General features: G+C 53.0%; 24 protein-coding genes and 4 tRNA genes. 13 read left to right on the top strand and 15 right to left on the bottom strand.

Annotated elements, in window-relative coordinates; translation table 11 throughout:
- Both J7M22_17275 and J7M22_17280 read left to right on the top strand, forming a co-directional pair.
- Nucleotides 1-446: hypothetical protein (locus J7M22_17275; GenBank protein MCD6508357.1), on the top strand; the 446-nt coding region annotated here is incomplete at its 5' end.
- 85 nt (nucleotides 447-531) lie between these two features.
- Nucleotides 532-617 (top strand) — tRNA-Leu (locus J7M22_17280).
- Between the two features lie 33 nt (nucleotides 618-650).
- On the opposite strand, the gene J7M22_17285 is transcribed toward J7M22_17280, so the two are convergent.
- Entirely contained in the window at nucleotides 651-1,562 is a 912-nt protein-coding gene (locus tag J7M22_17285; GenBank protein MCD6508358.1) for a hypothetical protein, read from the bottom strand.
- A gap of 46 nt (nucleotides 1,563-1,608) precedes the next feature.
- Here J7M22_17285 and J7M22_17290 point away from each other — a divergent pair, with 46 nt between their 5' ends.
- Nucleotides 1,609-1,821 (top strand): hypothetical protein, encoded by a 213-nt coding sequence (locus tag J7M22_17290; protein MCD6508359.1) that lies wholly within the window; start codon nucleotides 1,609-1,611, stop codon nucleotides 1,819-1,821.
- 7 nt (nucleotides 1,822-1,828) lie between these two features.
- On the opposite strand, the gene J7M22_17295 is transcribed toward J7M22_17290, so the two are convergent.
- Nucleotides 1,829-2,908 carry a hypothetical protein gene (locus tag J7M22_17295; GenBank protein MCD6508360.1) on the bottom strand — a complete coding sequence of 360 codons (1,080 nt, stop codon included), beginning with the start codon at nucleotides 2,906-2,908 and terminating at the stop codon, nucleotides 1,829-1,831.
- 366 nt (nucleotides 2,909-3,274) lie between these two features.
- Here J7M22_17295 and J7M22_17300 point away from each other — a divergent pair, with 366 nt between their 5' ends.
- Nucleotides 3,275-5,386 (top strand): beta-galactosidase, encoded by a 2,112-nt coding sequence (locus J7M22_17300; GenBank protein ID MCD6508361.1) that lies wholly within the window; start codon nucleotides 3,275-3,277, stop codon nucleotides 5,384-5,386.
- Nucleotides 5,387-5,665: 279 nt separating this feature from the next.
- Entirely contained in the window at nucleotides 5,666-6,472 is an 807-nt protein-coding gene (locus J7M22_17305; protein ID MCD6508362.1) for a LamG domain-containing protein, read from the top strand.
- 377 nt (nucleotides 6,473-6,849) lie between these two features.
- Here J7M22_17305 and J7M22_17310 read toward each other — a convergent pair whose 3' ends face one another.
- From J7M22_17310 to J7M22_17360, 11 genes are all read right to left on the bottom strand, one after another.
- Entirely contained in the window at nucleotides 6,850-7,842 is a 993-nt protein-coding gene (locus J7M22_17310; GenBank protein MCD6508363.1) for a GNAT family N-acetyltransferase, read from the bottom strand.
- Between the two features lie 4 nt (nucleotides 7,843-7,846).
- Nucleotides 7,847-9,301: an alpha-N-arabinofuranosidase gene (locus J7M22_17315; GenBank protein ID MCD6508364.1), complete on the bottom strand. Its 1,455-nt coding sequence runs from the start codon at nucleotides 9,299-9,301 to the stop codon at nucleotides 7,847-7,849.
- A gap of 1 nt (nucleotide 9,302) precedes the next feature.
- Nucleotides 9,303-10,073 carry a hypothetical protein gene (locus tag J7M22_17320; GenBank protein ID MCD6508365.1) on the bottom strand — a complete coding sequence of 257 codons (771 nt, stop codon included), beginning with the start codon at nucleotides 10,071-10,073 and terminating at the stop codon, nucleotides 9,303-9,305.
- Complete coding sequence (hisH, locus tag J7M22_17325; GenBank protein ID MCD6508366.1) at nucleotides 10,070-10,678, bottom strand: imidazole glycerol phosphate synthase subunit HisH; 609 nt, start codon at nucleotides 10,676-10,678, stop codon at nucleotides 10,070-10,072. Before hisH ends, J7M22_17320 begins: the two co-directional genes overlap by 4 nt.
- Nucleotides 10,678-11,265 (bottom strand): imidazoleglycerol-phosphate dehydratase HisB, encoded by a 588-nt coding sequence (hisB, locus tag J7M22_17330; GenBank protein ID MCD6508367.1) that lies wholly within the window; start codon nucleotides 11,263-11,265, stop codon nucleotides 10,678-10,680. Before hisB ends, hisH begins: the two co-directional genes overlap by 1 nt.
- The gene (locus J7M22_17335) at nucleotides 11,265-11,714 is read right to left on the bottom strand and encodes a hypothetical protein (GenBank protein MCD6508368.1); all 450 of its coding nucleotides are present in this window, start codon (nucleotides 11,712-11,714) and stop codon (nucleotides 11,265-11,267) included. Before J7M22_17335 ends, hisB begins: the two co-directional genes overlap by 1 nt.
- On the bottom strand, nucleotides 11,707-12,753 hold the full coding sequence (gene hisC / locus J7M22_17340; GenBank protein MCD6508369.1) for a histidinol-phosphate transaminase: 1,047 nt from the start codon (nucleotides 12,751-12,753) through the stop codon (nucleotides 11,707-11,709). Before hisC ends, J7M22_17335 begins: the two co-directional genes overlap by 8 nt.
- Before the next feature lie 72 nt (nucleotides 12,754-12,825).
- Nucleotides 12,826-13,674, bottom strand: a complete 849-nt coding sequence (locus tag J7M22_17345; protein ID MCD6508370.1) for a sugar phosphate isomerase/epimerase — start codon at nucleotides 13,672-13,674, stop codon at nucleotides 12,826-12,828.
- Nucleotides 13,675-13,708: 34 nt separating this feature from the next.
- Nucleotides 13,709-13,782: transfer RNA gene (locus J7M22_17350), tRNA-Met, on the bottom strand.
- A gap of 24 nt (nucleotides 13,783-13,806) precedes the next feature.
- Nucleotides 13,807-13,883 (bottom strand) — tRNA-Met (locus J7M22_17355).
- Nucleotides 13,884-13,905: 22 nt separating this feature from the next.
- Nucleotides 13,906-13,993, bottom strand: a tRNA-Leu gene (locus J7M22_17360).
- A gap of 542 nt (nucleotides 13,994-14,535) precedes the next feature.
- On the opposite strand from J7M22_17360, the gene J7M22_17365 reads away from it, so the two are divergent.
- The 4 genes from J7M22_17365 to J7M22_17380 all read left to right on the top strand — a co-directional run bounded on the left by J7M22_17365 (nucleotide 14,536) and on the right by J7M22_17380 (nucleotide 17,435).
- Nucleotides 14,536-14,763, top strand: coding sequence for a VanZ family protein (locus J7M22_17365; protein MCD6508371.1), 228 nt, complete (start codon nucleotides 14,536-14,538; stop codon nucleotides 14,761-14,763).
- 4 nt (nucleotides 14,764-14,767) lie between these two features.
- Entirely contained in the window at nucleotides 14,768-15,169 is a 402-nt protein-coding gene (locus J7M22_17370) for a hypothetical protein (GenBank protein ID MCD6508372.1), read from the top strand.
- Between the two features lie 129 nt (nucleotides 15,170-15,298).
- Nucleotides 15,299-16,132 (top strand): hypothetical protein, encoded by an 834-nt coding sequence (locus J7M22_17375; GenBank protein MCD6508373.1) that lies wholly within the window; start codon nucleotides 15,299-15,301, stop codon nucleotides 16,130-16,132.
- A complete protein-coding gene (locus J7M22_17380; protein MCD6508374.1) occupies nucleotides 16,113-17,435 on the top strand; it encodes a DUF2851 family protein in 1,323 nt (440 codons plus the stop codon). The genes J7M22_17375 and J7M22_17380 overlap by 20 nt, the downstream gene beginning before the upstream one ends.
- Before the next feature lie 102 nt (nucleotides 17,436-17,537).
- On the opposite strand, the gene J7M22_17385 is transcribed toward J7M22_17380, so the two are convergent.
- Both J7M22_17385 and J7M22_17390 read right to left on the bottom strand, forming a co-directional pair.
- Complete coding sequence (locus tag J7M22_17385) at nucleotides 17,538-17,684, bottom strand: PQQ-binding-like beta-propeller repeat protein (protein ID MCD6508375.1); 147 nt, start codon at nucleotides 17,682-17,684, stop codon at nucleotides 17,538-17,540.
- Nucleotides 17,685-18,036: 352 nt separating this feature from the next.
- Nucleotides 18,037-18,723, bottom strand: coding sequence for a class I SAM-dependent methyltransferase (locus tag J7M22_17390; GenBank protein ID MCD6508376.1), 687 nt, complete (start codon nucleotides 18,721-18,723; stop codon nucleotides 18,037-18,039).
- 178 nt (nucleotides 18,724-18,901) lie between these two features.
- On the opposite strand from J7M22_17390, the gene J7M22_17395 reads away from it, so the two are divergent.
- From J7M22_17395 to J7M22_17410, 4 genes are all read left to right on the top strand, one after another.
- Nucleotides 18,902-19,366, top strand: coding sequence for a transcriptional repressor (locus J7M22_17395; protein MCD6508377.1), 465 nt, complete (start codon nucleotides 18,902-18,904; stop codon nucleotides 19,364-19,366).
- A gap of 37 nt (nucleotides 19,367-19,403) precedes the next feature.
- Entirely contained in the window at nucleotides 19,404-19,910 is a 507-nt protein-coding gene (locus J7M22_17400) for a rubrerythrin family protein (protein ID MCD6508378.1), read from the top strand.
- A gap of 33 nt (nucleotides 19,911-19,943) precedes the next feature.
- The gene (locus J7M22_17405; GenBank protein MCD6508379.1) at nucleotides 19,944-20,612 is read left to right on the top strand and encodes a peroxiredoxin; all 669 of its coding nucleotides are present in this window, start codon (nucleotides 19,944-19,946) and stop codon (nucleotides 20,610-20,612) included.
- 61 nt (nucleotides 20,613-20,673) lie between these two features.
- Nucleotides 20,674-21,306 carry a hypothetical protein gene (locus tag J7M22_17410; protein MCD6508380.1) on the top strand — a complete coding sequence of 211 codons (633 nt, stop codon included), beginning with the start codon at nucleotides 20,674-20,676 and terminating at the stop codon, nucleotides 21,304-21,306.
- The last annotated feature ends 139 nt before the right edge of the window (nucleotides 21,307-21,445 follow it).

Raw genomic sequence — 21,445 nt, forward strand, 5'->3', positions numbered from 1 at the left:
TACACTGCACGCAGATATTGGACTGGGCACATGCAGTTGAACACCTTTGGGATGTTGGAAAGATCCTATATGGAGAAGGAACAAAGAAAACAAAAGATTGGGTTAAGCAGAAGGAGTCTCTCCTTTGGGAGGGAAAGGTGGAAGATGTGATAGATTCCTTGGAGAAACTGAAGCGGAAGCAGAGGAACCCTCAAAGGAGGAAGGCATTGCAAGATTTGATAAGGTATTACACCACCAACAAGGATAGGATGAGTTATGCTCTCTACAGAGAGAAAGGCTTACCTGTCGGAAGCGGAGGGATAGAGAGTGGGATAAAGAATGTTGTCAATCTGAGGATGAAGGGATGTGGTATGAGATGGAATAAGGAAAGGGCTGAGGCGATGTTGTTCTTGAAGGCTAGGTATCTGAGTGAGATCCCTTCTGGTGAGGTGAAATCGGCTGCTTGAGCCTCCGACAGATTTCTTATACACCCCAACGATAGCGCGAACTTGACACTGAGGGGAGCGAGTTAGTATAATTCTAATTGAGTTTGCCCCCGTGGTGGAATTGGTATACACGGCAGGTTGAGGGCCTGTGCCCGTAAGGGCGTGCCCGTTCGAGTCGGGCCGGGGGCACCATAAACCCATATAAGGGCATTATCGAAAGGCAGGTCATCGGATCTGCCTTTTTTTGTGTTTCAATCCGATCAATGCCGCTCCAAACTCCGGTCCCCTGATCGGTTGAACACATCTGGTGCCTTTTACCCTGCGTGATATGATCTGGGCCACCTTAGATCTGAAAGTAGACTGGCCTTCGAATACCCCGCCCGTCAAGACGATCAGATCGGGTTCCTCCAACCTGTTGAGCACCGATTCGGCCAGCAACGCCAGCTCTTCCGCCGCCTCATCGAGTATCGCGCCCGCGATTCCATCGCCCTCATCAGCCGCCTTGAAGGTCAGCTCAGCCAATCTCGCCACCTCATCCCTCTTAGCCGATCCGACCCAATAAATCAATTCCTCCTCACCTCTAAGGCTGAGCTCCTGCAGGATCATATCGCTTAGGATCGTCTTCTCACACCGGCCGTCATATGATCGCATCACAGCTCTCAGCGTTCTGATCGCGATATCGAATCCGCTTCCCTCATCTCCCAGCCATGCCCCCCATCCGCCGGCTCTGAACTTCTCCCCGCAAGGTGATATCGCCATGGCGATAGAGCCGGTACCACAGATCAGAACCGCTCCCCATTCCCTTAACAAACCTCCTACCAGAGCGGCTTCGGCGTCGGTGACGAATTCGGCGTCGATATGCTTTTTAAGCTTTTCGATCTCCCTTTCCCTGCCCGCTCCCGCCATTCCGACGCAGACGGATTCGACCTGTCCACCGAATTCCCCTGCTTTATCTTCTAAACGCCGGATAATCCTGAGGATCACCCTCACGCTTTCATCCATCCCAACCTGAAGTGGATTGGCCGGCCTGTCCTCAACCGTCGCTATCTCAGCCAGGTTTTCCACATCCACGATCATACCTCGGCTTTTTGTGCCTCCTGCATCGATGCCGATTGCGAAGATTTTCCCTAAAGTCATCGGTTATATCCTCCGATAATATAATAGATCAACCTCGGGGTTGAAGGTGAAGGTGATGGGAATTGACGGAACCGGACTCATATCCAGAATAGGTAAGCTTTTCAGGCTTCACGATCCCCAGCCCGCCGATAAAAAAGGGAACTCGGGGAAGACGAAGGAACGGAAGATTCAAACCGTGGCCGAGAGGATCTCCTCCGAGATGCTCAAACAGATAGGGCTCGAGGAGAGGAAAGGCACGACAGTTGACCTGCGCGGATGATACGGTATCAGAGATACCTGGAGATGTAATTTTTATCCCTATACTCCTCCACCAGTTTCGGATCTATCGGATATCTCCCGAACTTCCTTGCAGCTTCGACCATCGCTCTGTAATTCTCCGGTTTGACTGCCGGATGTATGCTGTTGCTGGAGGCCAAGATGTGTCCTCCTCCCGGCGATGCCTTCGCTATAGTTTCCTTAACGGCCTCCACCACTTCCCCAGGACTGCCGCGCGATAACAGCTCACCGCAATCCACATTACCCACCACGGCCACCCTGTCCCCATATCGCCTTTTAACCTCGCCTATGTCCATCCCCGCGATCGGTTCGAGCGGATCGATCCCGTTTATACCTGTCTCGATGATCATATCCATGATCGGCCAGATGTTGCCGTCGGTGTGTTTTATGAAGGGCACACCTTTGGATTTGGCCAAATCCACCATCTCCTTGAGATATGGGAGCACGAATTGTCTGAAGTGGTCCGGAGACATAATCGGTCCCTTCCTATAGGCGTAATCATCGCCGGTCAGCACTATATCGGCGCCGACCTCTATCGCCCTCTCCATAACCCGTTTTTTGTAGCCTATCACGATCTCCGCCAGACGGTGGGCGAACTCGGGATTGAACACGTAATCCATCAGCAGGTTCTCCATGCCCCTCAGATAGTGCGAGAATTCGAAGGCATCATGTCCGAGGAAGACGATGGCCTTTTCGCCTTTGAACCTCCTGACCGCTTCCTCTAAAGTTTTGAGCCTGTAGTCGGCATCGGGATCGGGAGGGGTGTATCTATCGAGGTCCCTTTCGCTTTTAATCGGCCCGTCGACCCGGTACGGTATGCCCGTCTCACCCTCCACCCTCCATACGATCCCCCATTCGTCCTGATAGGTCCGATCGTCGAACTGTTTGACGATCCTACCGTCCTCGAAGATCGTCACGCCGTCCAGATCCATCTTCTCGACGAAATCCATATAGCTGATATCCCCGAACAGCGCTTTTATGACCGGTTGGTTGACTATCAGCTCCCAGACGGGCACCATATCCGGTTCCTCACGTCTGAGCGCCGTCATCATCCTCTCATATCCCGTCATCTCTATCCCTCCACCCTCTATGTCAGTTGATCGGCCTTAGGACCGCCGTATATGGCCAGTCTGCTCATCTATTCTTGCCTCCAAAACTCGCTTTTTCGCCCGACATTTTAGCACAGATACAACATTCGGTCAAGGAACGAACTACTTCTGACGCTCAGAGTCTTGACGGCCGATCGGATAGGAGCTATCATTCAACCGTCTGTGTTTTCGCTCATATTATCGCCGAATATGGCGGAGATCCGTTACACGTTCATCGTTTAACGGGAGCGGCAGACCTCTCTGATCTCTGCTATACTTAGCGATAATATGAGCGATTCGTTTAAACGTCAAAACATTGAGCGTTCAACGTGTAGAGGAGGAAGAGAAATGAGCTCTATCTATCTGATCGTGGGATCGATCCTGGCGACAGGTTATCTCGCCAGCGATAAATCAGATACAACGGGCGTAACCCTTTTGGATTTCGGCTCCGCCTTCAACGTTAAGGCGATATCGACGCATGACGCCGCCGCCGAGCTGGTTTGGCGAGCTGAAGGCTATGCCCTTCGGGTTAGAACAGGTCATTCGCAGCCCTGGCCGGGGATAACGCTTAAGGCGCCATCCGGCAGGTGGGATCTATCCGCATGGACCAGAATCACCCTGGATGTCCATAACCTGAGCGATCGCCAGGTGTGTATCTTCCTGCGCGTGAACAACCCCGGGGCGGACGGGCGGCGAAACTGTGTGACCGGATCGGTCGAACTTGCCCCTGGAGGATCAGGGACGCTTACTGTGCCGCTCCGTCGCCGATTGCCCCAGCCCCTGGCGGAAAAGCTCTTCGGTATGCGGGGATATCCAGGCGGAATGGTTAAGGAGGGGGGAATCGATGCGTCGGATATCACACAGCTTCTCCTCTTCGTAAACCGCCCCGAAACCGATCATCTTTTCGAGATAACAAGTCCCAGAGCTGTCGGTCCCTACAGTCAGCCAGAGTGGCTGAATATGTCGCCGGAGGATTTCTTCCCGATGATCGATCGTTACGGTCAGTTTATCCATGAGGAATGGCCCGGCAAAACGAGTTCTGATGAGGATCTCCATCGGCGACGTGAGGAAGAGACGGTTGATCTCACCGCTCATCCCGGCCCCAAAGGATGGGATCGGTTCGGCGGCTGGATGGATGGGCCAAGGCTGAAGGCCACGGGATTTTTCCGAGTCCAGAAATACAAGGGCAAATGGTGGCTGGTCGATCCGGAGGGATGTCTTTTCTGGTCACACGGTATCGATTGTGTCAGGTGGACAACCGGCGTGACACCTATAACAAACCGCGAATTTTATTTCGCCGAACTGCCGCCTAAGGAGTCACCGTTCGGGATCTTCTACGGAAGTGCCTCCTGGGCGCCTCATGGATACTATCACGGCAAACATTATGAGACGTTTAACTTCACAGGCGCGAATCTGCTGAGGAAATACGGCCCCGATTGGAAACGGATCTTCAGCGATCTCTGCCACCGTCGACTGCGCAGTTGGGGGATGAATACGATCGGGAACTGGTCGGAATCAGAGATCTGCCTGATGCGACGCACGCCGTATGTGGTGGCGATCAACGGAATGGGGCGACCGATCGAGGGCAGCGCCGGCTATTGGGGGAAATTCCCCGATCCATTCGATCCCAGCTTCAAAAGCTCCCTGCACAACCGAATGAAGGAGGAACGAGGGCGGAGCGCTAACGATCCGTGGTGTATCGGTTACTTCGTCCATAATGAGTTGAGCTGGGGCGATGAGTTCTCGCTCGCCGAAGCGGCGCTTCTCTCCCCCGCTGATCAACCCGCGAAACAGGAGTTTCTCCGATTTCTGCGTGGGAAATACGGGGGGATCGAAGCGCTCAATAACGTGTGGGGGACGAATTATGAAAGTTGGGATGATCTTCTTATCTCTCGCCGCGCCCCATCGCGTGATAGGGCAGGCGAGGATCTGAAAGCCTTCTACACGGAGATCGCCGAGGCCTACTTCCGAATCTGCAGGGAAGCCGTCAAGGAGATAGCGCCAAATCAGCTCTACCTCGGCTGCCGTTTCGCCTGGGTTAACGAACTGGCAATACAGGCGGCGGCCAAATACTGCGACGTTATCAGCTTCAACAGATATCAACGTAGCGTCGCCGATCTGCATTTGCCTGATGGGATGGATAAGCCGGTGATCATCGGTGAGTTCCACTTCGGAGCTCTTGATCGAGGGATGTTCCATACGGGGTTGGTGCCGGTGAAAGATCAACAGGAGCGAGCACAGGCATATATCAACTATGTCCACAGCGCCCTGGGAAACCCGCTTATCGTCGGAACACACTGGTTCCAGTTCGGCGATCAACCCACGACAGGACGAGGCGACGGGGAGAACTATCAGATCGGCTTTCTGGACATCTGCGATACCCCCTACATTGAGACGATTAAAGCATGCCGGGAGGTAGGGTACACAATGTATCCGTACCGTATGCATGCTGGGAAGTAAAGTCCCTTAACGCCAGTCGGAACCCCCGTTCGGGCGGTAAAGAAGGGATGCCCGGGATCATCCTTGATTTTCCGCAACAACGTGATCTATGACCAGGAATCCTCATTCACCAACTCGGCTATGGCTACCGCAGGCTCGTCCTTAAGCGGAACTCCCGTGTAAGGGTTTCGGATGGTGAGGAGCATCCTCCACCAGTTTTTGTAAAGAATGCCGCATTGACAGCTTCTCCTCATTAGAGTACAATCTTTGTGTGCTCAGAAATAAGGAAGGGGGTAGACCATGAGGTTATGGGGGATATTTGTGGTTTTAATGATGATATCGGCTATGGTTCCCATGAGCGAAGCCATACAGGTTACTGATCCTGACGTCGCCGCCATTTGGCTCTTTGATGAACCTGTGAAGGAAGAGGCCAAAGACATATCCAAATACGGACATGTTGGGAAGATCCACGGGAACGTAGAATGGACTGAGGAGGGGAAGTTCGGCGGTGCGATGCTCTTCAAAGGGAATGTCAGTTGGATAGAGGTTCCCGACCATCCGAGCCTTCAGTTTCCTAAGGGGCAAGATTTCACCATCGCCGCATATGTGAAGACGGAGATGAGTTCTGGTAATCCGCCTATGATAGTTGCGAAGAATTACCAGCCTTCTGAGACTCGGCCGTGGTATGCGCTTTACTATGCCAATCAGGCAAAGCAGTTGGATGGACATGTCAGTTTCTTCCTCAGAAATGCCGCCGGTCAAAGCTTTCACATAGCAAGCAAATCGACCATCAATGATGGCGAATGGCACCACATAGCAGGTGTGCGTGAGGGTGGGACGATAAGGCTTTACGTGGATGGAGAGGAAGAAGCCAGCATGGACGGAGCGGATTGCGATGTGGGGACTAACCCTGCTCCTCTGCACATCAACGGTCACCTGAACAGGTGGTTGGTAGGCGCCTTCGATGAGATAATCCTCATAAGAAGGGCCTTAACGAAAGGTGAGATTAGATCCCTCGTTGATGGCGGTATCGCCAGCATATTTCTGGACGTCTCAAAAAAGGGGAAGTTAGCTATCACATGGGGACAGGTAAAGCGAGGGTTTTAAGTCGATATCACATGGTTGGTGCAAGGCCCGAAGCCAACCAAAGTCGACGCCGCGGCGGGTAAGGTCCCGTCTCATCGTCATGTCGACTGCAGACAACAAGAACTGCCCGGCTGGCAGCAGCTCCAGGCCGTATCGATCAGTAGCGCTTGCTATTCCATATACCATGGGTATGTGGGGATGGTGCCAGCCGGTGGAGCTCTCACTGGTCGAAGGCAAAAACGCTCTTAGCTTCACAATGAAATCCCCCAACCATGGCCTGAGCATTAAATACTTCAGGCTGACGCCGGTAGACTAGAGGCCGATCCGACTACGCCGGGCTGAAAGGCAAAGAATGGCAAAGTGGCCTCGCTGTGATCTCCAAGTGACGTAGGGGGAATCTAAGCGGGGAAACGGGCAAAACAGAGGATATCTATCTTTTCATCCCCTTTGATGATCTGTCCTTTGAAGAGTCCCTCCTGCTGAAATCCATAGGCTTTAAGCAGATCGATCTTTCCGTCTGAGGTGAGCTCAGCGAAACATTGGATCTTTTTGCTCGGCCAGGAAAGCGTATCCATCAGCGGATCAGCCGAGGACCAGAAATTGGGGTGGACGAACAGATCGAGCAGGCAGACATTCCCGCCCCACCTTGGGTCATCCATCAGAGCAGCAAATCCCACGATCGCCCCGGTCTTTTCGGACTCCAGCAGCTTAACCTCTCTGTATCTTCTTCCCTCCTCGAGCTCCCTCTTCAGTGCCAGGAACCCTCCCTCGAAGTTGGTCGGCCCGTAGATGGGGATCATGACGCTCCTGAGCCAGTCCCCCTCCACCACGCCGGTCAGCGCCGTCATCTTCGCCCAGTCGTGCCATTGAACCTCCTTAACCCTGACCGTTGTCTCCCGAGGGTCAAACCACCTCGACTCGAAATCCTCTTCGGCGAAATACCTCATGAATCCTGAACCGGGAACCACGCTTCTGAAGCCAAAGCTCGAATATATATGATATGCCACTCCGCCATATCCCGTGCCGAGGTAAAGCGCCTTCCCCCCGCGCCGGCGAAAATCCTCCATCTGCTCCCTCATCACAGCCGCACAGGCCCCTTTACGGCGATGCTCGGGTTTCGTGAAGACATGTCCCAGTATCCCAACCCCCAGATGCTCTACGGTCATGATGTTCGCTATGATCTCATCGCCGAGCTTACCGATGTAGAAATAAGTCTCAAGCTCATCCAGCTCCTCCCTGACCGATCGCCTGATATGCCATTTGTACACATCGGGCTTATGTTCGAGGAAGGAGTTTATCCTCGAAGCGTATTCCTCATCCGGGGCCTTTACCACCCCTATCTCCATAATCTCACCGCTTTTGAGGGTAACGGTCGAAAGCTTCCTGTACATCTCCTCACCTCACGGCAAGCTTCAGAGTTGTAATGGAATGGGGCGGAAACTCGTAGGAGAACTCGTTTCCGGGGACCGAGATCGGCCTTTTGACCGTCTTGGCGTTCTCCTTCTCTGAAAAATCGTTCGTCACCTTGACGTCCTCGCCCGTTATCTCAAAAACCATTCCCGCTTCGATCAATCTGCCGAAATGATTCTCTATCTTGGCCGTTATCGGATCGGAGGAATGCCTGTTGACGACGTTTATGGTGAGGTGATCGCTTTCGGGATTATAGCTCGCCGACACATCCAGATAGGGCACTTTGCCATATCCCTCGCTCTCGAACGAATCGCACTCGCAGTGTACGTCGAGCGCCACGGATCCGTTCTCATTTGCGTAAAGCTCCAGCGGGAAGAAGATCGTCTGAAGGAACATGTCGTCGGGCTTGGTCATGATGGGAGGGATAACGTTGACCAATTGAGCCATATTGGCGATCTTAACATAATCGGCGTTTCGGATGAAGGAGTTAAGGAACATCGCCACCACGAGGGCGTCCTCCAAGGTGTACCGTCCGTGTTTGGGGTGATCGTTTGGGAAACTGGGCGTGGCGTTCCATTCGTCGAAGGCTATCTTCATCTTCTTGCCGTTATGGTGATATACTCCCCAATCGATTATCCCTCTCACGGCCCGAATGTACCTCTCGATCTTTTCCGAGACGGCCATGTATTCGTAGTAGTTATCCTGACGGTTGTTCACGTACATGTGGATGGCGATGTAATCGCATATGCCGGTCAGTTTTTCGACGACCACCCTGTTCCAGTTCATATCGTATGCGTTCTGCATACAGGAGCCACACGCGACCAGTTTTATCGACGGATCGGTCCATCTCATGACTTTGGCGAACTCAAGGGCGAGCTTCGCGTAGTCCTCCGCCTCTTTATGCCCTATCTGCCAATTTCCCGAGACCTCATTTCCCAATCCCCAGAATTTAACCTCATACGGCTCCTCGTGCCCGTATTTTCTCCTCAGGTTCGCGTAATATGTATCCTCCCTGCCGTTACAGTATTCGACCCAAGCCTGAGCCTCGTCCATCGTGCCGTTGCCCATGTTGACGCAGATATAAGGCTCCGTCTCGAGGAGTCTGCAGAACTGTATGAACTCGTCCGTGCCGAACTGGTTCGTCTCGACGGTATGCCATGCCAGCTCCATCCTCTTGGGCCTAGCTTCCTTCGGGCCGATCCCATCCATCCAGTGATATCCGGAGACGAAGTTGCCGCCGGGCCATCTGAGAATGGTGACCTTCAACCTTTTAGCTGCCTCGATCACGTCCCTTCTGAATCCCCTCTCATCCGACAGGGGGGAGTCCGGGTCGTAGACTCCACCGTAGATACATCTTCCTAGATGTTCTATGAAATTTCCGTAAATCAGCGGCGATATCTCATCTATACGCCGTCTCAGATCGACCGATATGACGGCCATATCACACCCCCTCATGTTCCAATGTATCGAGAAATCCCTCGATTTGTCCCTTTAAAGCGTTGAACAGCTCAGACATCCCTTCGACCAACGGGCGAAGCTCATCCCAGATCAACTCATAGCCATAGGTATGGCGGAAGAGATGTCTAAATCTAAGGTATCGATGGAGCTTCAAACCGAGCTCATGGTCTATCACGGCTGATCGGTTTTCCGTTTCCACCTCCATCAATCTCAGGAGGTCGGTGTGCCATCTTTCGCCTTTGGGCAGATCTCCATCCACCGTTAGGGCGATCCGCTCGAAGATACGTTCTACGCCGTTGTAGAAGTCATGAACGTATTTGCCAAGTCCGCCGAGCTCAAGCTCTGAAGGCTCACGTATGCCGGAGGTGAGCAGATCTTCAACCTGAGATACGATCCTACCCAGGTTTAGAATCTCCCCTTTTATGAGCTCCCTAAAGGTTCGCATCTCATCCATCTTTTTCTCCCCTTTCAGCATGGCAGCGATATGTTTTGGAAGGCGTTCAAGAGGGATCAGATCCAGATCTATTCCCTCCGGTATGAGATTCCACAGCTCCTCCATCGCTTCGATATATCTGCCGGGTTCAAGCCCTTCAACAGCTATATCCACATCAGATCGGTCATGCCAGGGGGTATCTCCGCGAAGCGATCCTGCTATAAAGGCCTCTTTCACACCGAACCGCTCTTTTAGCACCTTTATACATTTATCCGCCGCCTTCAAAGCGATCGATCTCCTCGTTTCGATCTCATCGCTCATCTCTTCGCCAGCTCCCCGAAGTTTTTCAATATTCTTAAACCCAATCTCTGGCTCTTTTCGGGATGGAACTGCACTGCGAAGAGGTTATCATGCCAGACCATCGAGGTGAATTCCACGCCGTATTCGGTGGTGCTGGCGATCAGCGATTTATCTTCGGGAACGACGTAATAGGAATGGACGAAATAGAAGTAGGAGTTATCCGGGATGTCCTTCAGAAGAGGATTGGGTCTGACGATCCTCACCTGGTTCCATCCCATGTGAGGCACCTTCATATCGGTTTGAAACCTGACCACACGTCCTTTGATCAGATCCATCCCCTCAAATCTGCCGCCCTCCTCGCTTTCGGAGAGGAGCAGCTGTAGCCCGAGGCAGATTCCCAGATATGGTTTTCCATCCTTAATGGCCTGGACGATCTCCTCGGCGAGCCCGGATCGCCTGAGCCTTTCCATCGCCGCCCCGAACGCTCCAACGCCGGGGAGCACGATCGCATCCGCCTCTCTCACCTTGCGGGGATCGTCCGTCACGATCGCCTTGAATCCCACGCGCTCGAAACCCTTCTGCACGCTCCTCAGATTCCCCATGCCGTAGTCGATTATCGCCATCATCACTCCAGCACCCCCTTCGTCGAAGGCACACCTTTGACCCTCTCATCCATCTGTGTAGCCATGTCCAGCGCTTTGGCGAAGGCTTTGAAGATGGCCTCGACGATATGGTGTCTGTTCGATCCATATTGAACCAGGACGTGCATTGTTATCCCTGCTCGTCCGACGAAACCGTTGAAGAACTCCTCGACCAGCTCGCAGTCGAAATCCCCTATCTTCCCCTCCAGATCTGGGACGTTAAAGCTTAAAAATCCCCTCCCGCATACATCCACCGAGACGATGGCCAGCGATTCGAACATCGGTAGGATGAAGAATCCGAATCGCCTGATCCCAGATTTGTCCCCCAGAGCCTTCGATATTGCCTCGCCGAGACATATTCCCACATCCTCAACGGTGTGGTGGTAATCGACATGCAGATCACCCTCAGCATGGAGCTCCAGGTCGAAAAGGCCATGTTTGGCGAAGAGCTCGAGCATATGATCTAAAAAACCGATCCCGGTCGATATATCATATCTCCCCTCACCGTCGAGAGAAAGCCTGACTTTAACTTTCGTTTCACCTGTCTCCCTTTCCACCTGGGCGACTCTCATCATTTGGGCAACCCCCTAACCCAGAGATACAGAGCGAGGTTCATCCCCCCCACAAATCCGAACACATAGGATTGCATGGCCGACTCAAGCGCCCTGGTCTGTGTCGGCATGATGGTCAAAGCTATGGGCAGGCCGAGGGCGAAGATCGCAAACAGGGTGGTAAGCTTCCCCAAGGACGTATCCCACAGTTTCACCCTCCTCAGCAGAGCGTCAATGTAGTATCTATCCCATAAAGCGGCCGTCCATTTCCCCTCGGCATATCCGAGAACAGCTCCCAGGACATACGCAAATAAGCCGGGACGCTGATCCAAGCCCCAAGCCGCCGATATGTATCTCCAGAGAAACTGTCCGATGACCGAGGAAGCGATCAGAAGTATGAGCGCCGCCGGTCGCATGAAAAAGGGGAGATGAGGCCTGTGTAGTTTATATCGACGTTCCTCACTAGACACAATCCCTCAACGCCTCTAAAAATAGTTCGTTCTGTTTCGGACTTCCCACCGTTACCCTGAGACATCCCCTCAGCATCCCTGAATCGAGATTTCTGACCAGGATTCCCCTCTCAAGCAGACCCTCAAAACATCCTGTCGCATCGGGTACCCTGAAAAGGATGAAGTTCGCATCGGAGGGGAAGGGATGGACGTTTTCCATCCGGAGCATCTCCTGGTATAGCCTCTCCCTTTCCGAGATTATCAGATGTACCCTTTCGGCCATCTCCTGATCGAACCTCATCGCCTTCAAAGCTGCCATCTGCGAGATCGAGTTCAGGTTGTAGGGCAATCTGACCTTGTTCACCTGCTCGGCGAGATCTCTCTGAGCGATCATATATCCGACCCTCAATCCCGCCAGTCCATACGCCTTGGAGAAGGTGCGCAGGATGACGAGATTATCGAATCGATCCAACATCGGCAGGAAACTTCTCCCCGAAAATTCAAAATATGCCTCATCCATGACCACCAGCGTATCGCTCCTCTCCAGCAGAGCTCTGATGATATCCTCATCGAAGCAGTTACCGGTGGGATTGTTGGGATAGCTGAGGAAGACGATGTTTGGGCTGCCCACCAGACCCTTCATCATCTGATCCGGATCTATGTCGAAGTTCTCGGTCAAAGGGACCTCGACCGTTTTTACCCCCTGTATGCGGGATATGATTCCGTACATCGAGAAGGTAGGCACCGGATAGAGAACCCTGGTTTTGGGGGAAGCGAAGAGGGTTATTATGTGGCCGATGAGCTCGTCGGAGCCGTTACCCATGACGATCTGATCCGGATCGACGAGAAGCCTTTCGGCCAAAGCCTTTCTCAGATCGAGGGCGGAGCCGTCGGGATATCTGTTGATCGGCGTCTTTCTAAGCTCCAGGCATATGAGCTCCTTAAGCTCCGCGGGAAGATCGAACGGGTTTTCGTTAGCGTCCATCTTAATGAGGTCAGCGTAGCGATGGACGATGTATGGTTTAAGCTGTTCTATATCCTCTCTGAGATACCTTTTCACAAATGGGGATAACCTCATCTTTCGCCTCGGCGGGGATCAGGCCCGGCCAGGACGGCCGGACCTAAGCGGATTTTAGGATTTCATCATACATCTTCTGAGATAATTACCGCTGAGCTGGAATCCGAGTTTGCGCCTATCCCCGCTGAACAGCGGGTCCTCGTGTTCTATGATGACGTTTCCGTCATATCCGTTTTCCAGGAGCAGAGCGAAGAACTTCGGCCAGTCGAAGTTAGCGAACCCCGGCAGTCTGTATGTCCACCATCCCCTTTGATATGCCCCTCTTTTTCTGAGCTTATCCCAGAATATCTCCGTATCCTTGGCGTGGACTATGAATATCCTCCCTATGAAATCCCTCGCGGCCTGAAGCGGATCTATCCACTGCCATATGAGGTGGGACGGATCGAATTCAAGGCCGAGGTGATCCGATTGGACGGCGTCGAACATCGCCTCCCATGTCTCAGGGGTTACGGCGAGGCTCCCGCCATCGGCGTATGGCCCTTTGCCGGGCCAATTCTCGAAAGCCAGTTTAACGTCCTTTTTCTCAGCAAGCTCGACGACGGGCGAGAACACCTCTTTGAAGGAGGCCACGTTTTCCTCAAGGGATTTCCCAGGATCGTATCCCATAGGCCCAGCGCCGGTTATGATGGTATCGCCCATAAGCTTGCATATATCCATCACCTTGGAGAGCCTGTCGAGATGGGAGCTCAGCTCATCCTTACTCGATCTTATCGAGGGCCACCCGGTGAGGAAGGAGGCAGCGACCAATCCGTTTTCATCCAGGAGTTCCTTGGCCTTTTCGGCCTGTGATGGATCGGCGAGCCATTCGCCCGGAGGCCCGGAGATCTCAAGACATTCAAATCCCGCCTCGGCGGCGAACCTCACCATATCCTCGGAGAAACCGGTCAGAAGCCCGAGTTTCATGTGTCACCTCTCCATTTTTGGGAGATAAAAAAAGTGGCGGTGTAGGGATTCGAACCCTAGACGCCACGGGTATGAGCCGTGTGCTCTTGCCGACTGAGCTACACCGCCATAATTCTTCAGGTAGGGAAGAAATGGTTGCGGGGGGTGGATTTGAACCACCGACCTTTGGGTTATGAGCCCAACGAGCTACCTGACTGCTCCACCCCGCGTCACTGCCCTCCTGCCTTGATTTGGTGGGCAAGGAGGGACTCGAACCCTCACGCTCACTAAGGAGCGATGGATTTTAAGTCCATCGTGTCTACCATTCCACCACTCGCCCACGTGAGCATCTATATTTTATTATATCTTGTGACCTCTTGTCAAGGGGGCGAGCCAGAACTTCGCAAAAACTTTTGAAGAATGCAGATGGGGAAAGGCTTAGATGGTGTAAGTGATTCAAAGGAAATTCGCGCTCTAATCTATCGCGAATTTGCTCAAAAACCCTTATGCTGCCTAGATTTTCCTCATCTCACGCCCCATGAACTTTTGAGAAGTCCTGCATTGAAATAGAAGAGATCGATCATGTATAATTAGATTGAGATGCTCTTGGAGTGTAGCGCTTTTCCCGATCGATCTTCATCGTTTGCGGCAAGGTCGCTCATCACAGTTACGGCGGGCGTTGGCTTCGGGTTTCCGCTACACTCGACAGCAATATGAGCGAATCAGGGTCTGATCAGGAGGTGTGGGATAAGATTCGTTAGATATTGGCTGCCTTTATGCATCTACATCGCAGCGGTTATCACCGTATCATCCACGCCCACTCTGCCATCCCCCGATCCCAGACTGCTTAAACCGGATAAACTGTGGCACTTTCTCGAGTATATGATACTCGGCTTTCTGGTCTTCAGGGCGTTTCGGAGCACATCGAAGAGCTGGGTCGGCGAACATCCGTATCTGGCAGCCCTGTTTTTCGTGATCATCTTCGGGGCGACGGATGAGATACACCAGTCCTTTATCCCGGGGAGAAACGCCAGCCCGTTCGATTGGATGGCCGACGCCGCCGGGGGAATTCTGGCGATGGGCGTGATGAAAATCCAAGGTAGAAGGTGAAAAGATGAAAAGGATGATTCCGCTCGTAACGGCGATGATGCTTATCCTCCCGATAGAGGGGATGAAGGCTGAGGGCGCTGAGGTTTCCAAGTTCGTCATAACGACCTTCACTCTCGGCGTGGCGATGAGGTTCGGAAGCGTATATATGTATAAGATGGCAAACGAATCCTACGATCGATATCTTCACACCGTTCTTCAGGCGGAGATGAAATCGCACCTTGACGATTACAAGGTGAGACATCAGGTGGGGATGATCCTATCCGGCTCCTCGACGGGTTTCATCGCCTTAAGCGCTATCTACTCCCTTTACCTTGCCCTTCGTCCCCCGGAGGAGAGGCCTGTCTCGCTCAAGCTGGAGCATAGAGGCCGGGAAACCAGACTGTGCCTATACGCCTCGCTTCCGTAGCGTGTAGAGGGAACGTTCTTATCGGGCGTGGCGCTTCCCCTTGACCGATCATCCGCCGTATACGGCACGGTCATTTATAGTCATGTAGGTCATTTCGCCGTCATTTGATGACTATATTTCGAGGCAGATATGCGTTTTCATCTGAGGATCATCGCAGCCTGCCTGTCTCTGCCGTTCCTAATGGGGTGTTATGCGCTTGAGACATCCCGAAGGAGCGATGTCGATAGCATCCCGAAGTTGACCTATGTGAGGAGATACGGAGCGGAGTTTCAGGTCAAAAGGACCAGATATTTCGAGATATATTTTTCGCCTAAACAGGAGAAGATAGCGTCGAAGGCCGCCGGTGAGGTGGACGGAATATATGAGAGATTGTCGGGATGGATGAACTGCCAGCTCATAACACCTTATAAGATATTCCTCCTTCCGGACAGGCGATCCGTCTATCGGGCGACAGGGGAGATACGGGATATAGGCGGTGCAGTCACGAATAGGAAGGGAACGCTCTTTGTGGTGGCCCAGTACTATAACTCCCATGTGATCACCCATGAGCTCGTGCATATCTTCCTGAGAAGAAAACTCCACGATAAACCGATACCTATCTGGTTCAACGAGGGAATGGCCGAATACCTCTCTCACCCGAACCCCACGAGCGACTACATGATCGATTTTATAAGGGAAAAACTCAAGGACAAAAGGCTCTACTCCTGGAGGGAACTGGAGAGGAACATAATGCTGAGGAAACCGGAGGTCACCTATCTTGAGGCTATGGGATCGGTGATCTTCATCAGCCGGAGGTTCGGTGAGGGAAGGCTGAAGGAACTCCTGGAACTATATGGGAGAAGAGATTATGATAAACCCTTTTCAGGCGCTCTCTCCGATGTATATCATATGAGCTCCTCGGATTTGGAAAAGGCATGCATGGACTTTTTGAGGGGGAGGAACCATGAGGATCGGGATAGATGAAAGAGTCGTGACATACATCTGGTCGAGAAAGCGGTTCAAAGGGGAACTCAGGACGACAGACGGTAGAACGATATCGGTGATCTCCCCCGGTCAACCGCAGAGAGCCGGCCCGGATTTTACAGGAGCCGAGCTGCTTATCGAAGCCGAGGCGGTGAGGGGAGATGTCGAGATACACGTCAACGCATCGGATTGGTACTCGCACGATCATCATGCCGATCCGCTCTATAACGGCGTGATCCTACATGTGGTGATGTGGGATGACGGGGTGAGCCTTCTTATAAGGAAGGAGAACGGCGAGAGGGTGCCGACCGTGGAGCTATACGATAAGCTCGACTCGTCTCTGGAGGAGATCGCCAGGGAGTTTTATGGAGGCGAAAGGCAGCTCCCGTGTACAAGGGCGTCCGAAAAGCCCGATAGGGTGATGAGACTGCTGGATGAATTGGGATGGGAAAGACTGCTGGAGAAGGCCGATCTCATAGATGAGATCAGCTCAAAAGAGGGTTTCGAACAGGCGGTCTATGAGAGGATGATGGACGCTTTGGGATTTTCGTCCAATAGAGGAACCTTCTGCCGATTGGCGAGGCTCGAAAGATCTGAGGGCCTCTTCGGGATGGAGCGGATGCAGATCGAGGCTAGGCTATTTGCGACATCCGGCCTGTTGCCCGATCCAACGGAGGAGATGGACGGCAGGACGAAGGATTACGTGTCGGCCCTGCGTGATAGACTTGAAGGGTGGGAAGCGGTGGAGGGAGGGCTTTCCAGGGAGGACTGGAGATTTTCGGGCATACGCCCCGCCAACTCGCCCGCAAGAAGGATCGCTGCCGCTGCGTATCTCCTCTCAGTTAACGGCGAGGGGCTCCTGGCAAGGCCGCTTGAGATCGTGGAACGGCTTATAGAGGGGAGGATCAGCAAACGTCAGGCCGTCTCCGCCCTGAGAAAGGGTTTCATCGTGCCCGCCACCGGATACTGGATGGATCACCTTGACTTCGGACGCAGGATGAGGCCGACGGTAAACCTTATTGGGCCTTCCAGAGCCTCGGATATAACCGTTAACGTGATCCTGCCCGCCCTCTACCTTTGGGCGGCTAAGAGTCAGAGCTCAACGCTTTCAGAGGCCGTATCGGAGATCTACTCCGCGTATCCTAAACTTCAGGAAAACTACATCACGAGGAAGCTCACGGACATTTTAGGCCCTATAAAACCCGATGGGGCGCGGAAGCAACAGGGGTTGATCTTCATATACAAAACCTTCTGCTCCGCAGGAAGCTGCGACATATGTCCGCTCGCCGAGGGTAACCTCTAATTCATCTCGCCCCGAAAGAACGAATCGTACCGTCCACAGCCGTCATGTAAAGCCTATGGCCGGCTGCCACAAGGCCGTCCCACCTCGGCGGCGAATTAAGCTTCAGCTGACGGTGGGCGGCGAATCCACCCGCCCACCGCAGAGAAACCGCCAGAGAACCTTCCCGGTCTCACAGTCGAGGGCGACAACGCTGTGGCTATCGATCTCAGATACGAAAATCTTCCCGTTGGCGACGGTCGGCGCCGACAACGGCTCATGAAGTTTCGTGCGTCAGATCTCCTTAACCCTCGCCGGAATCGACATGGGTGTCGCACCGCTCCGGCCGATATCACGGCGATACGTCGGCCAATCGGACTTATTCGCTGTCGGTCGAGGATCGATCGTGCCGTAGGCCGGTCCGCGTAAACCGTTCCGTCGGTCGATCGATCGGCTGAAAGGGCGAGGAATCCCGATAGCTTCGATTCGGCATAGCAGATACACGGATGAGGCGGGCAGTAAACCAATCCGTTACACGGCATGATCCCGTAAAGGCAGGCGCCGCGAACCCAATCGTTGACCGTCCAATGCTTCCTTTCGATATCGATGAACTCAATGCCCGTTCTTATAGAATCGACTCCCTCGAGCCCTCATCCATGATGTAGAAGATCCGCCCACCGGCCGAAACGAGAGCGGTCATCGCTGAGATGTGATCGTGATGACGACTCCATTTCGGGTTGGCCAGCCATTGTAGATGAGAGGGTGGGCCGACAACCGTATCCTTGGCCACAGCGTTGTTCGTCGCGTCGTGGAGATAATGCGTCCACTCATCGATATCCTTAGGCCACGGTTTCCTCTTGATCCGCCACCTTCCGTCCCCGGTCGCTATACATGCAACTCCGAGCGGGCGGAGGACCCTCATGATCTCCGAGTTCGAAACGAGATCCCGTTTCTCGACCACCACGAGGTTCACCATGTTGTCGATGAAGGGGAGATATGATCCCTTCAGCACTCGAAGAGTTACGCGGCCCAGAAGCCCTCTGGCGTAAAGCATTCTCCGTCCGCTCTCTATCGCCCGTGCGTCCACGTCCAACCCCTGCACGACGTATCGGTCGTTACGGCAAAGGGCGGCGGCCAACCTGCCCTCACCACAGCCTATATCGACGATCACCCCACCCGTTACCCCTGACCTTTTAAGGATCTCCTCGGCGGTTTGATCTACGGCGGTTTCGACCGAGCTTGCCTTCGCTATCCCCCACACAACTCCTAAAAGAAAAGCTGCGATTACGAAGATACGAAGATGATAGGACATGTTCCCCTCCATAAACGCCATCGATCTTATGAGGACGACGAATGACAATAAATGACTATAATGAAAATCTCCGCTACACTCAGCGATAATATGAGCAACTCGATTTGACATCGACCTCCCGGGTGTGTTATTATTAGAAATGATAATCGTTACTATTATTCATCTCATCAGGAGTCCAATGGTGTTTATCAGAGAGGACGAGCTTATAGATGATCTCAGGAAAAAGGGTTATCGGGCGACGAGGCAGAGGCTGACGATTCTCGAGGTCCTCCGTAGTTCCTCCGTCCATCCGACCGCAGAGGAGCTTTATAACATGGTCAAACCACGGATCCCAAATATCAGTTTGGGAACCGTGTATAGAACCCTGGATCTGTTCGAGAGATTGGGATTGTTGCAAAAGCTTCCCCTTGGCAAATCCCCATGCAGGTATAACGGCAATCCAAAGATGCACTATCACGCCATCTGTTTGAGCTGTGGGAGGGTCTTCGATGTAGATGAACCTATTCCGGAAAACCTGGGGAAGCGCTTTTCCGAGGAAACGGGCTTTGAGATAACCGGATATAAGCTTGAATTTTACGGATACTGTAAGGAGTGTAGCTCGAAAATAAAAGATCGGCGCTCGGCTGAGGCCGAAGGCCGATAGCCTATCGTTGAAAAAACAAACCTCAGGAGGTGTTCAGATGCGTAAGATGACGGATGATAACCTCAGGGCCGCCTTCGCCGGCGAAAGCCAGGCGCATATGAGATATCTGATCTTCGCACGGAAGGCGGAGGATGAGGGATTTCCGAACGTGGCGAAGCTCTTCAGGGCTATAGCTTATGCTGAGCAGGTTCATGCCGCGAACCATTTCAAGACGTTGGGCGATCTGGGCACATCGAGCAAAAACCTGGAAGCGGCTATCGACGGGGAAACCTTCGAGGTCGAGGAGATGTATCCCGCCTATAACGCCGTGGCACAGTTGCAGGGGGAGAAAGGGGCTCAGAGATCGATCCGGTATGCGCTGGAGGCTGAGAAGATCCATGCCGCCTTCTACCAGAAGGCCAAACAGGCGGTGGATTCAGGGAAGGACGCGGAGATCGGTCAAATCTACATCTGTGATGTGTGCGGATATACCGGCGAGGGAGAGCCGCCTGAAAGATGTCCTGTCTGTGGCGCACCCAGGGATAAATTCAAACTGTTTAACTGATTGTTCATATCAAACCCAGAGGAGACAGGTAAAATGGAGGAGATCAAAAAAGGTATACCGCTTATAGGGGATGAGATGCCGGAGTTTCAGGCTCAGACCACCAAAGGAATCATCAATTTCCCCAAGGATTATAAGGGTAAATGGGTGATTCTCTTCTCCCATCCGGCCGATTACACCCCGGTGTGCACAAGCGAGTTCGTCGCTTTCGCTAGAAGGTACGAGAAGTTCAAGGAGCTGAACGCCGATCTGATAGGCCTTTCAATCGATCAGGTCTTCTCGCACATCAAGTGGACCGAGTGGATCAAGGAGAAGCTTGGAGTGGAGATACCCTTCCCGATAATAGCCGATAACACGGGCGAGATCGCCGAAATGCTGGGGATGCTCCATTCCGAAGCCTCCAACTCCCAAGCCGTAAGGGCCGTCTTCGTAATCGACCCGAAAGGGATCGTAAGGGCAATCATATACTACCCGCTCAATGTGGGCAGGAACATGGATGAAATCCTCAGGCTGCTTAAAGCCCTTCAGATAAGCGATAAAGAAGGGGTGGCGTTGCCCGCCGGCTGGCCGGAGAACGAGCTGATCGGCGATAAGGTGATCGTCCCGCCTGCCACATCCGAAGGGCAGGTCAAGGAACGGCTCGAATCGGCCGAGAAGGGCGAAATTGAGTGCTACGATTGGTGGTTCTGTTATAAGAAGCTCTGATAGGCGGGAAGGCATCCTTAGATACGCCTATGTGGCTGATATAGCCTCCGGAGAATGAGGGATGAGGGGAATTAAATGGCCGATAGTCATGGGCTTATCGCTGGTTGTCCTCTCCGTCCTCCTCTATCTGGCCCATTACCTCATCTTCAGGGACCTTCATCACATCTTCATCTACCTGCTGGGGGACGTGGCCTTCGTCCCCCTCGAAGTTCTGCTCGTTACCCTCGTGATACATGAGCTCCTTAAGGCAAGGGAGAAGAGAAACAGGATGGAGAAGCTGAACATGATCATAGGCGTCTTCTTCAGTGAGGTGGGCAGGGAGCTGTTGACCCGCCTTTCAAACGCCGATCCGAAACTGAAGGAGGTGAGAAACAAACTGGCAAAGGGACATGACTGGAGTGAGATAGATTTCAAGGAAGCGGTCGATCAAATGATGGGGCACAGGTTCCATGTGGATATCAACCTGATCGACCTGAAGGATCTACGGCGGTTCCTCATGGGGAATAGAGAATTTCTGGTGAGGCTCCTGGAAAATCCAAGCTTGATGGAACATGAGACCTTCACCGATTTGCTCTGGGCCGTCTTCCACTTGGATGAGGAGCTCGAATATAGAGATGAGCTGGATGGTATCAACCCGCCTCCGATCCCAAACTCGCCTCCATGGCCATTCGGTTTACCCTATCTCAGCCGATAACGGCGGCCGTTCCTTCCGGAGACCCGAAGCTCTTCAGAATAGCCGTGGAGGTAGCCTCGAACTATACCTCAATAACTGATGAGGAGATCGAGGAGCTTAAGAGGATAGCTCAAGATCAGAAGCCTATATTTGAGCTGGA

It is taken from the genome of Candidatus Poribacteria bacterium (assembly GCA_021162805.1).
In the GTDB taxonomy this organism is placed as follows: domain Bacteria; phylum Poribacteria; class WGA-4E; order B28-G17; family B28-G17; genus JAGGXZ01.